Below are 16,504 nucleotides of genomic sequence, written 5' to 3' on the forward strand. Positions count from 1 at the left end.
TGTCACGTCAGCTCGCCGCCCGGGAGCGCCACAAGCGCCTTCTCGATGGCGTCCACCACGTCGAGTGGGGTGTGGCTGAGCGGATCGCGCAGCGAACGCCCCGGTGTCCACCGCGTCGCGCGCCGGAACGCGGCGGCTCGGCCGGGATCGATCGCGCTGATCGCCCCCAGAACGGCGCGATAGGCCTCGGCGTCGTCGACGATGGTGGCCAGGTCGCTGTCGAGCCCGAGTTCGGGGCGGGTTCGGCGAGGCCGGGGGTGGCGCTCCGTCCAGGTGTAGGTGCCGCTGCCGACCTCGTGTTCGGCACCGGAGGGCAGCCGGACGACCGCGCGGGCGTTGGCGGGCACCTCGATGTCGAACCGCACCAGCTCGCCGTCCCGTCGCCAGGCCGAAGACGCGCGCCCGTATGGCGTCTCGTGCCAGGCCGAGGCGTCGTCCAGGAAATCGAGCAGCGTTGGCGCAATGCGGATCCGCCGGTATCCGGGCTCCAGCGATGCCAAGCCGGCGACAACGCGGTGCAGCCAATCCGCGACGGCGCCGAGCGCGTAGTGGTTGAAGGACGTCATCTGGCCCGGGTTGATCGAGCCGTCCTCCAGCATCGAGTCCCATCGCTCCCAGATGGTGGTGGCGCCCATCGTGACGGGGTAGAGCCAGGACGGGCTCTCCGTCTGGGCGAGCAGGCGTGCCGCGGTGTCCACGTGGCCGGTCGCGGTCAGCGCGTCGCAGATGATCGGGGTGCCCACGAACCCGGTCGCGATGTGGTAGCCGTACGCCCGCACGAGGTGGCGCAGTCGCGCTCCCATCGCGGCTTTCTGCTCGCCCTCGACGAGACCGAAGGCGATTGCGACGGCGTAGGCGGTCGGCGCGTCGGACATCATGCGCCCCGCGGCCGTGGTGTACGTGGCCCGGAACGCCTCGCCGATGCGCGAGGCCAGTTCGCCGTAGCGGCCTGCGTCCTCGGCCCGGCCCAGCACCGCGGCGGCCTTCGCGGTGAGATCGGCGGACCGGAAGTAGTAGGCCGTGGCGACCACTCCGGGGTCCGTCTTGGCGCGGCCAGGCTGGTCCGGTGGGGCGTCCGGGTCGAGCCAGTCGCCGAACTGGACTCCGCTCTCCCACAAGGGACTTCCTCCGGTGCGCGCGGTGACCGTGTCCATCCAGGACTTCATGGCGTCGAAGGAATCGGACAGCGCACCGTGGTCGCCGAAACGTTCACTGAGGACGGTCGGCACCACGGTGATCGCGTCACCCCACGCGGCGACCGGCTCCAGCTGGCCCGGCACCTGGGGGATCACAGCGGGAACAACCATCGGGACCACGCCGTCGGCGGCCTTCTGCTCCAGGCGCACGTCCTCCAGCCAGGACTGCAGGAACGCGTTGCAGTCGAAGAGGAACGACGCTGTCGGTGCGAAGACCTGGATGTCTCCGGTCCACCCGAGCCGCTCGTCGCGCTGGGGGCAGTCGGTCGGGATCGAGAGGAAGTTGCCGCGCATCCCCCACACGACATTCTCGTGGAGCCGGTTCAGCAGGCGGTGCGAGGTCGAGAAGCCGCCGGTGCGCCGCATGTCTGTGTGAACGACTGCGGCTGAGATCGCGGACGGCGAGAACTCGCCCGGCCAGTCGTGGATCTCGACGTACCGGAACCCGTGGAACGTCCACTTCGGCTCCCATGTCTCCTCGCCGTCGCCCCGGAGGGTGTACCGGTCGGTGGCGGCGGCGTTGCGGAGCGGCCGGGTTCCCAGTTCGCCGTGCTCCAGTACCTCGGCGTGGCGAAGGGTGATGGTGTGCCCCCGTGGGCCGGAGACAGTGAGACGAACCCAGCCAACGAGGTTCTGCCCGAAGTCGAGCACCCTGTGACCGGCAGGTGTGGTGATGACCTGCACCACCTCCTTGCGCTCGATCACGCGCACCGGCGGGCTCGTCCGGGGTTTCGGCCGCACATCCGGGACCGCGACGAGAGCCACCGGGCTCCACGCGTCGCCTTCCGCTGCGGAGCTCGCCCAATCCGGCTCGCGCAGCCGCGCATCGTAGGTTTCGCCCTGATAGATGCTCGCCGAAACAACGGGGCCGAACGACCATCGCCAGTTCTCGTCGGTGATCACCGTGTCGGTAGTGCCGTCTTCGTACTCGATCACCAGCTGAGCCGCTGCCGCAGGGTTGCCTTCGTAGAACCGCCGGGCACGATCGCGGAACCCGAACGCCTCGGTGTACCAGCCACCGGCCAGTTCGATTCCGACGGTGTTGCTCCCCTGCCGTAGGTGGGCGGTCACGTCGGTGACGTCGAACAGCAGCCGCGATTGGTAGCTCGTCCACCCCGGCTTCAACACCGCCTCGTCCACGGCGGTGCCGTTGAGGCGGACGTCGTAGGCGCCGAAGGCGGTTGCGTAGAGGAAGGCCCGCCGGACCGGGCCACGCACCTCGAACCTCGTTCGCAGCAGGTGTGGTTCGTCCGAACCGGACCCGACGAACCGGGCACGCCACTCGGAGGAGCCGAGAAACCCCGCTGTCACCTCGGTCGGTGCGCTCCACGGCGACACCGACCCGTCGGTTCCCCGCACCCGCACTCGGACACCGGCGGTCTCGCGCGGGTGCAACGGCTCGAACGGCCACGCGACGAAGACCGATTCGTCGCCCTCGATCGTCGCCGTGGTGCGGGCGCCGCCGAGAGCGAGCTCGACCTCGGCGCTCGCCTGGACCCAGTTGTCCGTACCGGCCACCGTCGTCCACGACAGCCGCGGGGAGGCGGTCGCCACGAACGGTTCGGCGGACGAGCCGATGCGGGGAGCGTTGACAGTGACGGGAGCGTCACTCGTCATCAAAGAGCCTCCTTGGCGGTGAGGGCACTGGTCTTGGACGGCGAAGCCGGCGCTGGGCCGGAACCGGTGCGCAGGCGGCGGATGATGAGCATTCCGACGAGGCCGGACACCAGCGCGAAGACAGCGAGCAGGTAGTACAGGCCGGCCGGGCTCCACGCGATCAGCGCGGGCGTGACGAGCGCGAACGCCGCGGCGATGAATCGGGCGATCGCGATCGTGAAGCCCTGCACCGTCGCGCGGGCGTTGACCGGGAACGACTCCTGGGTCCAGATCTTGTAGAGCGCCTCCCCCACAAAGGGGAAGGAGACGTTGTACAGCACCAACGCAGCGATCATCGCCGGCAGCACGACGCCGCCGGTGACGGCGATCAATAGCTGGCAGGCGATGAAGACCACCACGCCCGTGGCGAAGAACCGGCTGCGCCACTTCGTGTCCGCGATGCGGGTGAACACGATCGTGCCGACGAGGCCGACCAGGGTGGTGCCGAACGACAGTCCCGTCGCGACAGTCTGGGTCGTACCGCCGACGGTGACGAGGAAGTAGGTCTTGAACGACCCGAAGGTGTTGGCCACCAACGTGAAGAACAGGTAGAACAGTGCGGTCAGCGCGATCAGCAGGAGCGAAGTCCGGTTGCGCAGCAAGGCTCCGAGCGGCAAGGCCTTGTCGGGGTCCACGCCTGCGGTGGTGTACCGGACCTGCGCCTCCTGCTCGAGCCGGCGGAAGGGCGGGTAGAACGAGCGGAACACGAACGTGGCCACTGCCAGCACGGCGAGGATGCCGAAGATCAGGCTGATGCCGGGCACACCCAGGCCGGACACGGCAAAGCCCAGCAGCGTCGCGATCACGACGCCGATCGTCCACATGACGTGGGTGAAAGCGACGAGACGGCCCTGCGTTCCTTCGGGAGCCCGCTCGGAGAGCACGGCGAGCGAGGTCGGCAGATCGGCACCGGCGGCCATGCCCAGCACGATCACGCCTGTCACGAGCACAGGCGCGCTGGGCGCCAGCGCCACGGTCACCGCCGCGGCCGCGTACAGCAGGATCGTCAGCGAGAACATCCGGCCACGACCCACGAGGTCGGCCAGGCGCCCACCGGTCAGCGAGCCGACGGCGATGAACAGCGTCAACGCGGACCCGAGCACCCCGACCGTCCACACGTCGAGATCGAACGCCTTCTTCCACAGCGCCAGGCCCAAACCCACCGAGATGATCGCCCCGGAGTCCAGGAGCGACGCCATTCCCGCGGCGACCGCGAGCATCCAGTGTCTGCTTTGCAGCACGGCGGTTCCTGCGGCGGTGTTCTCGGCCATGAGGTCTCCTTCTTCGTCGAAGCAGCACGCCGTTGGTAATACGTTTTACCTCGGCGCGGGAGGCATCACACCACATGACCTCTGGGTACCGTCAAGACTGAAGAGCACGATGAGGTAAAACGATTCAATAACGCGAGGGCTGGACTGCCCGAAGGCGGACATCACTGCGGGACGGTGGACGCCCGCACGACCAGCTCAGGGGAGAACTCGATCTGCGGCCGGGGTAGACCGCCGGACGCGTTGCCGGCCGAGTTCAGCGCGTCGATCTCAGAGAAGAGCAAGTCCGCCGCGGCGGTCCCCAGCTCCGCTTGCGGAGTGCTGATCGTGGTCAGCGGCACGATCGTGGACCGAGCGAACTCGATGTCGTCGTACCCGACCACCGCGATGTCGGCCGGCACACGGACGACGTTCGCCGCGACGAAGGCCTGCACGACGCCGATGGCCAGCAGATCATTGGCGCAGAACAACGCGTCGGGGCGTTCCGTGGCCGGGCGTCTCACGAGCGCCTCCGCACAGGCGATCCCGGCTTCGACCGAGCGCTCCGGCACCGGAATCACCTCGAGCGTGACGCCGGGCGCCGCATGGACGGCGGACAGCGCGCCATTGAGCCGGTCGGCCACCTGCTTGAGCTCGAGTGACGAGGAGACGAAGCCGATGCGCTTGCGTCCCTGCTCGATCAGGTGCGCGGCGGCCAGCCGGCCGCCGGCGACGTGGTCGATCGAAACCGACGCCTGAGCCGGCGTTTCGGCACGGCGCGCACTGAGCACGCTCGCGATGCCGATGGCGCGCATGCGGGACAGCTCGGCCTCCACGTTGCCCACGGGGGCGATGATCACGCCGCTCACCTGCTGCTTCGCGAACAGTTGCAGGTAGCTGCGTTCGCGCTGCTCGGACCCGGTGTCGTTGGCCATCAGCATGTACATGCCCTCGGCCGACACCCGCTGCTCGATGGCGGCGGCGATCTCCGGGGTGGTGGCGCCGGCGAGCTCGAACGCGATGTAACCGATGACCGGGCTGACGCCGGTCCGCAGCGTACGCGCGGCGTCGTTGGGTACGAAGCCGAGCGTGTCGACGGCCTGTCGGATCCGCTGCCGCGTGCCCTCGGAGAGCTTCCGCGGCCGGTGGAAGTAGTTCGAGACCGAGGCCGGGGACACCCTCGCCAGCTCCGCGACGTCCCGAATGGTGATCCTGTTCAGCCGACTGTTCCTCTCCCCGCACGACCTTCAAGTCCATGTTAGTGCAGGTGCGGGTGATGCCGGCTCGCCCCACACGAGGTCGGCCGGACCGAGCTTGCGTCCGGATCCGGACAAATCCTTGCTCCTCATCCGGACAGTCCTCAAGATTTCTCCTGTCCGCCCTCACCAGGGCGCGGCTCGTTCGTACCGTCCCCACCGATCCCTCCACTCAACGGGGAGAAAGAGGCAGTCGAATTGAAACGATTCACTAGATTGAGAACGTCGTCGCTTTGCCGATGGACCATTGTCGGAGTCATCGCCGCCGTCGCCCCCGCGCTCGTCACCACCCCTGGTCAGGCGTTCGCGACCGGCTTCCGCACCGACGACGTACCGGGCCTGAACACCACCGCTTGGAAGTCCTACGTTCTCGGCCCATCGACGCCTGACGTGCACCCGGTCCAGGCCGAAGGCCGCGGCGACGTCACCCACCCGCAGTCCCTGCTGAAGGCGCACGGCCCGGCGACGACCCTCACCACCAAGGCAGGCGGCACGCCCGCGTCGATCCTGCTCGACTTCGGCAAGGAGGTCGGCGGGACGCCCTATCTCGATCTCACGAAGGTCACCGGCTCCCCCACCCTGACCCTGGTCACCTCCGAGGCGAAGCAGTACATCCGCACGCCCACGGCGACAACCGTGTCCGCCGTTGCGGCCGGCGGGGCCACCCAGGTCACCCTGGCCTCGGCGGCGAACCTCGAGGTCGGCAACACGATCACCTTCACCGCGGCCGGCGGCAAGCCCGTCACCCGCACGATCACGGCCTTCGACAGCACGGCCCGGACCGTGACCGTCAAACCCGCACTGCCGTCGGATCTCGCCACTGGTACCACCGTCTCCACCTCACCGGGGGCGCCGAGCTCCGACGAGTCTCGCGGCCTCGCCGGCGTCGGCGGTCCGGACACCTTCCAGCCCACTGGAGCGGGACGGCTCACGGGCGGTTTCCACGGCGGCTTCAGGTTCGCCCTGCTCACCGTCTCCTCCCCCGGCAGCGTCAGCCTCTCCTCCCTCGGCGTGAACTTCCAGGCGTTCCGCGCGACGCCGGCGGATTACCAGGGTTGGTTCCTCTCCAGCGACGACCAGCTGAACCGCATGTGGTACTCCGGCGCGTACACGCTGCAGATGAACATGAAGGCGCCCGGGCTAAACAGCCTTCCCGACGCCCGCATCTACGACGGTGCCAAGCGCGACCGCAGCGTCTGGACCGGTGACCTGCTCGTCCAGATCCCCACGCTCCTGACGAGTCTCGGCAACGCCGGGGCACCGTACGTGAAATCGTCGCTCGACACGTTGGTGGCCACCCAGCGCGCGGACGGTGCGTTCCCCGGGTCACCGGACTTCTCGAAGCGCACCTCGCCCGCGGGTTCGCCCCTGTTCTACTCGAACAACTACTCGGGGTACGGGGCTCGCGCGTTCATCGACTACTTCCGCTACACCGGAGACAAGGCCTACATCACCGCCGCGCTTCCCGCGCTGCGCAAGGAACTCGCCTACAACAACACGTTCCTCACGGCCGACAACCTCGTGGTCTCCAACGACCGCGACTACTGGCAGGCGAGCCAGACCGGCGAGGTCACCAAGTACAGCATCGACTACTACATCCTCCTGAAGGAGATGGCGTGGCTCGAGCGCTCTGTCGGATCCGCCGCCCTCGCCGACGCTGATGACGCGACGGCGGACGCCATCAAGACCGCGGTCATGGGCAAGCTGTGGAACCCCGCGCTGGGCGCGTATGGCCAGAGCAACAGCAAGCCCGACGTTCTCGTCGAGGACGCCAACGCGCTGGCGCTGCAGTACGGATTCGTTCCCGCGGGCAAGGAAGCCGGTGTCCTCGCGGCCATGAAGACACTGTGGACGCCGTACGGCGCCGTCATGGGCCCGGGGCTTCAGGACCCGACCGGGCACACCATCGAGCCGTTCGCCAACGGCATGGAGACGGCCGGTCGGTTCGCCGCCGGTGACACCGCCGGCGCGCTGGACCTCATGCGGCGCACGTGGGGGCCGATGATCGACAAGAACAACCCCCTCTACACCGGCGCGTTCTGGGAGTTCAAGAACAGCACCGGTGGCGTCAACCGCGCGACGGCCAGCCTCGCGCACGGATGGGCCGCGTCGCCGTCGGTGCAGCTCACCGAGCAGCTCCTTGGCGTGACCGCCGTGAGTGCCGGCTACCAGTCCTGGAGCATCTCCCCGCGCCCCGGGACGGTTCGCTGGGCGAGCGGCGCGGTGCCCACCGCCTACGGGACCATCGAGACCGAGTGGACCTCCGATCCGAAGTCCGGCCGGTTCACGCTCACCGCGCAGACCCCCGCGCACACCACCGGCACCATCACGGTTCCGGTCGGCCGTAATTCGGTGATCACCGTCAACGGCCGCGCTGCCAAGGAACTCGACTCCCGGGCGAAGACGTCCGGCGGCTCCGTGGTCCTGACCGTTCCTGGTGGCACATACCAGATCACAGTGACTCAGCGCTGATCAAAAGTTTCGATTCCGGACGGGCCGTTGTGGAGTGCGATCTCCGCAACGGCCCGCTCCACGCCGAAACCACTGCACCAATGGAGGTGTGAAGTGTTCGCAAAACCACCGAAAAGAACGTCGTCGTTGCTGACCATCTGCGTGTCGGCGGTGACCGCTGCGGCGCTGGTCGCTCTCGCGCCCACCGGAACCGCCCAGTCGGACCTGCGCAGTGCCGCACAGGTGGCCACTGAGCTGACGCAAGCAACCGACGCCCTGCAACCTCTGGCGGGCGGCCTCTCCCCTGCCCAGTTCGCTCACCCCGACACGCGGTTCAAGCCGGCGATGCGCTGGTGGTGGCAGAAGCCGCTCGACGACACCGAAGCCCTGCGCGAGCTGCAAGTGATCGCCGACGCCGGCTTCGGCGAGGTCGAGATCGCGTTCTCCTCCGGCGCGTGGGCCACTGACGAGCAGCGCACGATCCTCGGCCACGTGCTGGACAAGGCTGCGCAGCTCGGCATCAAGGTGTCGATGACAATGGGCGCCGCATGGCCGGTGCAGACCCCCGGCACCGGCGCGGGCAGTGGGTTCGCGTCGCAGGAACTGCAGTACGGCCGGGCGCACGTCACCGCCGGACAGACCTTCTCCGGACCGGTGCCTCCCGCGATCGACGCCGCCCAGCAAACCCAGCCCGCGCAGCTGGTCGCGGTCACCGCGGCTCGCGTTGTGACCGCCGGACCCGACGTCACGACACCCGGCCAGCCACCGGCGAAGTCGACGGTGTTGGATCCCCAGTCCCTGACCGACCTCACCGCCCAGGTGAAAAACGGCGCCCTCACGTGGAAAGCCCCCGCCGCGGGCGACTGGGAGCTGTTCGCGTTCTGGTCGCGTGAGAACAAGGGCAACTACACCAACCCCTTCGACGCCGACGCCTCACGCAAGGCCACGCAGGACCTCGATCAGATCCAGATCGGCAAGGACAACGCGCAGAAGCTGAAGACGTCCGGCGCCGACCTGTTCGAGGACTCGCTCGAACTGCACGCGACCTCCATCTTCTGGACCCCGAAGATGGAAAGCGAGTTCCGCGGCCGCCGCGGCTACGACATGGCCAAGTACCTGCCGCTGATGTTCGTGCAGGGCGAGTCGGACTTCCCGGTCCCGCCCAAGGAGCCGACGCCGGACTTCTCCCTCACCGACGGCTCGGCGAGCAAGGTCCGCCACGACTACTACGAGACGCTCACCGATCTGTACGTCGCCGATCACCTCAAGGTATTCCAGGACTGGGCGAAGCAGTACGGCATGCAGTACAAGGCCCAGGCTGCGTATCTGCAGGACCTCGAACCGATCCGCAGCTTCCGCTCGTTGCAGAGCTTCGGGGGGAGGTCGGAGACCGAATCCCTCGACGCCGGTGAGAACCTGCCGATCTCGCCCGACGATCCTGCCTGGCGCAACTCCCTCGCGTTCCAGCAGACGATCGCGTCCGGCGTGCACCAAGGGGGCGGTGACCTGCTGAGCGTGGAGCTCGGCGCGTTCTTCAAGCCGGCGTACAGCATGAACCTCGACGACTACCGCGACCTGATGGGCAAGGAGTGGGCCGCGGGTGTGTCGCAGCCGTTCATCCACGGCTTCGCCCTCCAGGCTCCCGACGCCGCGTGGCCTGGTACGACGCGGTTCAACGAGTCGGTCACTGATAGCTGGAACGACAAGAGCTTCCCGCAGTGGTCGAGCTGGTCGGCGCTGAACAGCTACTTCGCGCGCGGCACCAGCGTTCTCGAGACGGGCACCGCGAAGACCGACGTCGCGGTCTACAGCGATTCCTTCCTGTCGCCGCGCGGACACCAGTCGCCGTTCGACGCCCAGCGGCTGGAAGAGCAGGGCTACTCCGTCGAGTACCTCGACCCCCAGGGCCTGGCCCAGGACGCCCGGCCGGACCACGGTGAACTGTTCGCCGGCACCAGCGGCTACCGCGCGCTGGTGATCGATCAGCGGTCGATCACGCACGACGCCTCGGCCGCCGTGCTGCGGGCCGCGAAGGCGGGCGTCCGCGTCGTGTTCGTGGGCACGCTCCCCGACCACGACACCACGTACGCCAGCGGCGCCAAGGGTGATGCGGACGTCAAGAACAACGTCGCCGCGACGCTGAAGCTGCCGTCGGCGACGAAGGTGGCGACCCAGAACGACGTCGCCGGCGCGCTGAAGCGGCTCACCCTCGTTCCGCGGGTCGCGTCGGACGGCACCCAGATCCTCTCCCAGTGGCGCGACGTCAAGGGCGGCGCGTACGTCTACCTCTACAACCCGTCCGACCACCCGGTCACCTTCACCCCGTCGTTCGGCGTCCAGGGTGTGCCGGCGGAGATGAACCTCTGGGACGGCTCGATCTCGCCGATCGCCCAGTACGCCACCGGCAACGGACGCACCAGCGTTCCGGTGACCCTGCAGGGCGGTCAAGCCGAGGTCGTAGCGATCAACACGAACGCCAAGCCGGCCGTCCACGTCACCGGAAGCCTGCCCGAGGACGGGAACTTCCTCGTGAGCAACGGGAAGATCGTGTTCCGGGCGACCGAATCCGGCGGGCAGACGTTCCAGCTGTCCAACGGCCACAAGACCGACGTCAACGCCGTGGTGCGCACGGACGACGACAAGCCGCTGTCTGGCATCCCGTCCAGCCGGCCCTCCACCATCGACCAGTGGAGCCCGTGGGGGCTGACCGTGAAGACGGTGACGCCGACGGGCAGCGCGACGGTGTCGATTCCCAGCGGGCTCGGTGATTCGCAGTTCCAGCAGTTCAAGATGAAGGACTGGCGCGACATCACCCAGCTGAACGGCGAGTCCGGCGTGGGCACCTACACCGCCAACACCATCCTGCCCGACGGTTGGCACGCCAACGCCGCCGAAGGCGTGCAGCTGAACCTCGGCCACGTCGACGGAACCGCCGACATCACGGTCAACGGCCGGCTCGTCGGCACGCAGATCACCGACGGCCGGCAGTGGGACATCACCCGCTGGCTGCACCCCGGCACCAACACCGTCCAGATCGCGGTGCACACGACGCTGCGCAACGCAGTGTCGAAGTACAACAAGAAGTCGACAGCCAGCCAGCCCTATGGGCTTCGCGGGCCGGTGACGCTCACGCCCTACCAGGATTACGTCGTGTACAACGGCAAGTAGTCCACGAAACAGAAGCGGCGCCGAGGAAGTTCCTCGGCGCCGCTTCTGTTTGCTCGGACGGTCAGGACACCGTGATGCGGCCGCGGAGCGGGAGGTCCGCCGACGAGGTGCCCACGCCGACGGTGTAATTGCCCGGAACCACGGTCCACCCGGTGCTCGGGCTGAGCCAGACCGCGAGTTCTTCACGCGGGACGTCGAGCGTCACGGTCGTGCTCTGGCCCGGTTTCAGGGTCACCTTGCTGAACGCCTTGAGCTGCTGCGAGGGCTCCTGCGCCGCGTCGGGTGCCGCGACGTAGAGCTGGACGACCTCCGAACCGGCCCGCCGACCGGTGTTGGTGACTGTGGCCTGAGCCCGGAGTCCACCGCCACTGTGGGAAAGACGCAGATTGCCCAGCCGGAAGGTGGTGTACGACAGGCCGAAGCCGAAGGGGAACAGGGGCTGCTCGCCGGAGTGCTGGTACCAGCGATAGCCGATCGCCAGGCCTTCGTCGTAGTACACCTGGACACCGTCGCCGGGGAACTCGACAGTGGTTTTGGCAGGACCTTGCTGATCGGAGGCGGGGAACGTCTCGGGCAGGCGGCCACCTGGCTCTTCGTCGCCGAACAGCATGGCGGCCAGCGCGTTGCCCTGCTCCTGGCCGGCGTACCAGTTGGCGATGACCCCCTTGACGCCGCCCAGCCACGGCATCAGGACCGCGCCGGAGGTGTTGAGCACGACCACGGTGTTCGGGTTGGCCTTGGAGACCGCGGCCACCAGCTCGTTCTGGTCGGCGGGTAGAGCGAGTGTCGAGCGGTCCATGCCCTCGCTGGTCAGGTCGGCGAGGACCACCACCGCCACGTCGGCAGCGCGGGCGGCGTCGGCCGCCGCCTGGTGGAGCTTGTCGTAGCCGGCCTGGGAGCCGAGCACCAGAGACGTGCGCGGCGCGCGCCCTCCGGCGGGAGCGGCCGACACGTAGGTGACCTCGAGACTGTGGCTCCCCGCGGCCAGGGTGACCAGGCCGTTCTGGACGGCCTCGCGACCGGGCAGAGCGGTGAGGACGTTCTCGCCGTCGATGCTCAGGGTGGTCACCCCGCCGACGCTGAGGCTGAAGCGGTAACCGCCGGCTTCGGCGGCGTTGAAGGTGCCGGTGTACCGCGCGGACCAGCCGTCCGTCTGGGCCGCGACGGCCGCTGGAGTCGCGGTGATGTTCAGGGCGGCGACGGTCTCGGTTCCCAGCGCGTCACCGGTCAGGTCGGTCGACGCGTAGTAGGTGGCCTTGAGACCGGAGCCGAACGCCGCCGCGGGCACGGTGGGCAGCGCGGCGATGCCGAGGGTGCCCTGCGCGTAGGTGACCGGGATGGACCCGGCCCGCGCGCGGATCCCGGCCAGCGGCGTCACGACCGTGCCGGTGGGGTTGACGCTGCCCGAGCCGCCGCCGTGGGTCTGCGCGCCGGCGTCGGCGGCGTTGCCGATGACCGCGATGCTGCGTGGCCGGGCCAGTGGCAGCACACCGGTGTTCTTCAGCAGCACGCTGCCTTCGACGCCGATGCGCCGCGCCAGCGTCAGGTGCGCCGGCGTGGAGACCACGGTGTCGACGACGGTGGCCGGGTCCGGCAACGGGTGGTCGAACAGCCCGACGCGGATCATCGCGGTGAGCACCTGGGTCACCATGGTGTCGAGCTGCGCCTCGCTGACGCTGCCATTCTGCACCGCGGTCTTGAGCGCGTCGCCGAGGTAGGTGCCGCCGGGCATTTCCGTGTCGGAGCCGGCCTTGGCGGTCTGGAGCGTGCTGTGCGTGCCGCCCCAGTCCGACATGACCATGCCGTCGAAGCCCCACGCGTCGCGCAACGTGTCCTGCACGTTGACGCGATTCTCGTGGGCCCAGGTGCCGTTGACTTTGTTGTACGAGGTCATGACGGCGCCGACCTGGCCCTGCTGCACGGCGGCCCGGAACCCCGGGTAGTAGATCTCCTGCAGCGCGCGAGCGGAGACGACGACGTCGATCGAGTTGCGCAGGATCTCCTGGTTGTTGGCGGCGAAGTGCTTGACCGTCGAGATGACGTGGTTGGTCTGGATGCCGCGGATCGTGGCGGCCGCGAGCTGTCCGTTCAGGAACGGGTCTTCGGTGTAGGTCTCGAACGAGCGCCCCCAGTGCGGGAGGCGGAGGATGTTGATGCACGGCGCCAGCGCGATGTTGTGTCCCTTGGCCGCCTGCTCGGCGCCGTAGGCCTTTCCGTAGTCGGTCGCGGTGGCGGGGCTCCAGGTGGCGGCCAAGGCTTTGGAGTCGGGCCACTGCGTGACGCCGGTGGATCCGTTGCCGACCCCGCTGGGCCCGTCGGCCAGCCGCAGGGCCGGGATGCCGAGCCGGTCGTTGGCGGGGATGTGCCCGGTGAAGCCCTTCGTGGCCGGAATTCCGTGGCAGTAGGCGATCTTCTCGTCGAGGGTCATCTTCGCCACGAGCTGCCGGGCCTTCTTCACAGCCGCCTGAGCCTGAGGCGACGCGGGCGGTGGCGCGGCGAGCGAGCCGGCCGGCGGCGTGGCCGCGGGATCGGCCGCCGCCAGGCCGGCGGGGGTCACCGCCACGACTCCGGCGGCGGCGACCCCCGCTCCGGACCACTTCAACATCGAACGACGGGTGACGTCCATCGATTGTCTCCTTCGGGGTGGGGTTTCCAGGGAGAGCTGTGTCCGATGTGGCCGGTCGGCCACATCGGACACAGCCGATCAGCTCGTGGCGGTGAAGGTGTACTGACCGGCGTCGACGGTGTAGACGGCTTCGGCGATGCGGCGGGCACCCGGTCCGGAGGCCTGGACGTTCTTGCCGGCCGCGGCCGGGACGTGCACGGTGGCGGTCGCGCCCGGCGGAACGGTCACCTGGAGCCGGAATCCGTGTGCGGAGTTCGTCCAGGTGCTGCTGACCGTGCCGTACGGCGTCCGGTAGCTGCCCTCTGCGTGAGTCAGGCCACCGACGATCGCGGGCGCGATGGTGAGGTCGCGGTAGCCGACCGAGCCGTCCGTCTGCTGGATGCCGGCGAGCCCGCGGATGAACCACGCGTCGACGGCGCCGAGGAAGTGGTGGTTCTGCGAGCCGCCACCGTCCAGGCTCTCCGACAGCGTGGTGTGACCGCTGGCGATCAGGTAGCCGTAACCCGGCGAGGTCGGGTTCACGACCATGTCGTAGATGACGTCGTCACGGTTCCCCGCCTCGAGCGCCCGGAAGAGCGGCCCGAGGGCGACCGAGCCGGTCGTGATGTGGTTGCCGGCCTTGCGCACCGACGCGACGAGGCGATCGAGCACCGCGGTGCGGTCGGCCGCGGCGACCAACCCGGCGTCGAGGGCCATGGCGTTGGAGGCTTCGCTGTCGCTGCCGTAGTAGACGCCGGTCGCGTCGACGTGGCGGAAGCGCGTGGTGAACTCCGTGGCGAGCTGGGCGGCCAACGCGGTGTACTTGGTGTGGTCGGCGGTCTTGCCCAGGACCTGTGCGACACCGGCCATGTTGCTCGCCGCTGTGTAGTGGCCGGCGAGGATGGCCAGCTGCATCGGCGTGGTGTTGTCCGTCGCGGACCAGTCCCCGAGCCCGGGGATGTCACCGTTGTTGACGGCCTTGTTCTTCGCCTCGTAGTCGAGCCAGGCCACCATGTTGTCGTAGAAGGTCGCCATCGTCCGGGTGTCGCCGTAGGTGAGGTAGAGCTGCCACGGGATGCGGATGACGGCACCGCCCCAGTTGACTTCGTCGAGGAACTCGATGGTGCCCTGGGGCTTCGTCTGCGTGGTGGGTGCGACGCGGTGGAACTCCGGGGCGATGTTGGCGATCAAACCCGGCGACACGTCGCCCGGCTGCCGCTGCGCGGTGGCCATGTTGCGCACGAGCTGGGGCTCGTAGGCCGACATGTCGTAGTCGGTGAGCAGGGCGTCGAGGTTCTGGAGGTTGTCGCCGGTGTACGGGCCCTTCTCGCGGTCCGGGCAGTCGGTCATGACCGACATCATGTTGCTCTGGATCGCGCGCTCGGTGATCGTGTGGATCTGGTTGAGCAGGTCGCTGGACGAGGTGAAGTCACTCGCGCTCGGGTTCGCCGCGTGAATGACGTCCACGGTCACGGTGTCCTTGGCCGGCGCCGTGCGCAGACCGCTCACCTGCAGGTAGCGGAAGCCGCTGTAGGTGAACTGCGGGTGCCACGTTTCCTTGCCCTGTCCGGACAGCGTGTACCGGTAGGCGATCTGGCTGCCCGGTTTCGCGCCGGTGCTGGCGATGTCCAAGGTGCCGTCGGCGGCGAGGTTCTCCGCCGGGATCATCGTTACGGTGTCACCCGCTCGTCCGGAAACCGACGCGCTGGGCCAGCCGGAACGGTTGGCCCCGAAGTCGAGGATGTACGAGCCGTCGGCGAGCTTGCGGATGCTGGTCGGCCGCACGGTCTGTGCGACGGTGACCGGCGGGCGCGGGTTGGCTCGCAACGGTGTGGTGTCGCGCGGTGTCGTGGCTTGGGTGAGCGTGACCGGGCTCGCCTGCTGCCAGCCCGGGTTCGTCAGCGCGGCGGCCGAGGTCGGTGACTGGCTCGCTCGGCGGGCGTCGTACTCTTCGCCGCTCCACCACGAGGAGAAGGTGGTAGCCCCGAGCGCCGTCCGCCACGTGCCGTCGCTGGAGACGATCTCCCGGTGCCCGTCCTGGTAGGTGATCTCGAGCTGGGCGATGATCTTGGGCTCGCCGTAGACGGTGTACTGCTCGAGGGTGCCGCCGAAGAAGTACCGTCCGGGCGTCTTGACGCGCTGGTAGGTGCCGCTGCCGGTCTGCATGCCGATGGTGTTCGTGCCCGACCGGAGTGCGCTGGTGAGGTCGTAGGTCCGGTAGTCGACTTCGGCGGAGTAGGTGGTCTGGCCCGGTTCGAGCACGGCGTCGCCGACCGGCCGGCCGTTGATGGTCGCGGCGTACATACCGAGCCCGGTCGTGTAGAGGCGGGCCTGCTTGACCGCACCGTGCACCGCGAACGACTTACCGAAGACGGGCAGCGGAGTTTCCTTGCCATCCGGCTGGGTGTAGTCGTACGAGGGGTTCTCGATCCAGCGCGCCGACCAGTCGGAGGCGGACAGCAGCCCCATCTCCCAGCTCGCCGGATCACTCCAGGTCGAGACCCGTCCAGTGGTGTCCCACGTGCGAACCTGCCAGCTCACGTGGTCGCGCGAGTGCAGAGCCGGGCCAGAGTACGAGATGTTCGAGGTGCTCGCGGAACGAACTTTGCCGCTGTCCCACAGGTCGAGTTTCCCGTGTCGGGACGGTGATTCGAGGGTCGCGCGGATCTCGTAGGCCGCCTGGCCCGCCGAGCCTTTCCCGGGCAGCCAACTGAGCAGCGGCTTGCCTGCGTCGATCCCGATCGGGTCGGAGAGGTTCTCGGTCTCGAGTGAGGTCGGCTTGGCCGAGCTGCTCGGTGCGGCGGCAGCGGTTGCCGATCCGGACACGGCCAGCAGCGCGACGGCGAGGAGTGTGAGGACAGGGTGCCGGCGGTTCATCGGAAGTCCTTTCAGCCGGAAGCGGGGACGGGCGGGTTCTTGTCCTGC

The 16,504-nt window shown here is 68.7% G+C and carries 7 protein-coding genes; 2 read left to right on the forward strand and 5 right to left on the reverse strand.

Annotated elements, in window-relative coordinates; all coding sequences use genetic code 11:
* Window positions 1-2: 2 nt before the first annotated feature.
* The 3 genes from ABZU76_RS07890 to ABZU76_RS07900 all read right to left on the reverse strand — a co-directional run bounded on the left by ABZU76_RS07890 (window position 3) and on the right by ABZU76_RS07900 (window position 5,319).
* Window positions 3-2,813: a family 78 glycoside hydrolase catalytic domain gene (locus ABZU76_RS07890; protein WP_354866223.1), complete on the reverse strand. Its 2,811-nt coding sequence runs from the start codon at window positions 2,811-2,813 to the stop codon at window positions 3-5.
* On the reverse strand, window positions 2,813-4,123 hold the full coding sequence (locus ABZU76_RS07895; RefSeq protein ID WP_354866225.1) for an MFS transporter: 1,311 nt from the start codon (window positions 4,121-4,123) through the stop codon (window positions 2,813-2,815). Before ABZU76_RS07895 ends, ABZU76_RS07890 begins: the two co-directional genes overlap by 1 nt.
* Window positions 4,124-4,284: 161 nt before the next feature.
* A complete protein-coding gene (locus ABZU76_RS07900; protein WP_354866791.1) occupies window positions 4,285-5,319 on the reverse strand; it encodes a LacI family DNA-binding transcriptional regulator in 1,035 nt (344 codons plus the stop codon).
* Window positions 5,320-5,571: 252 nt separating this feature from the next.
* On the opposite strand from ABZU76_RS07900, the gene ABZU76_RS07905 reads away from it, so the two are divergent.
* A complete protein-coding gene (locus tag ABZU76_RS07905) occupies window positions 5,572-7,827 on the forward strand; it encodes an alpha-L-rhamnosidase C-terminal domain-containing protein (RefSeq protein WP_354866227.1) in 2,256 nt (751 codons plus the stop codon).
* A gap of 93 nt (window positions 7,828-7,920) precedes the next feature.
* Complete coding sequence (locus tag ABZU76_RS07910) at window positions 7,921-10,974, forward strand: glycosyl hydrolase (RefSeq protein WP_354866229.1); 3,054 nt, start codon at window positions 7,921-7,923, stop codon at window positions 10,972-10,974.
* Window positions 10,975-11,035: 61 nt separating this feature from the next.
* Here the strand turns inward: ABZU76_RS07910 and ABZU76_RS07915 are convergent, their stop codons facing one another.
* Window positions 11,036-13,600, reverse strand: a complete 2,565-nt coding sequence (locus ABZU76_RS07915) for a glycoside hydrolase family 3 C-terminal domain-containing protein (protein WP_354866231.1) — start codon at window positions 13,598-13,600, stop codon at window positions 11,036-11,038.
* A gap of 78 nt (window positions 13,601-13,678) precedes the next feature.
* Window positions 13,679-16,456 (reverse strand): family 78 glycoside hydrolase catalytic domain, encoded by a 2,778-nt coding sequence (locus ABZU76_RS07920; protein ID WP_354866233.1) that lies wholly within the window; start codon window positions 16,454-16,456, stop codon window positions 13,679-13,681.
* Window positions 16,457-16,504: the final 48 nt, after the last annotated feature.

This window comes from Amycolatopsis sp. NPDC005232 (assembly GCF_040607795.1).
Taxonomy (GTDB): domain Bacteria; phylum Actinomycetota; class Actinomycetes; order Mycobacteriales; family Pseudonocardiaceae; genus Amycolatopsis.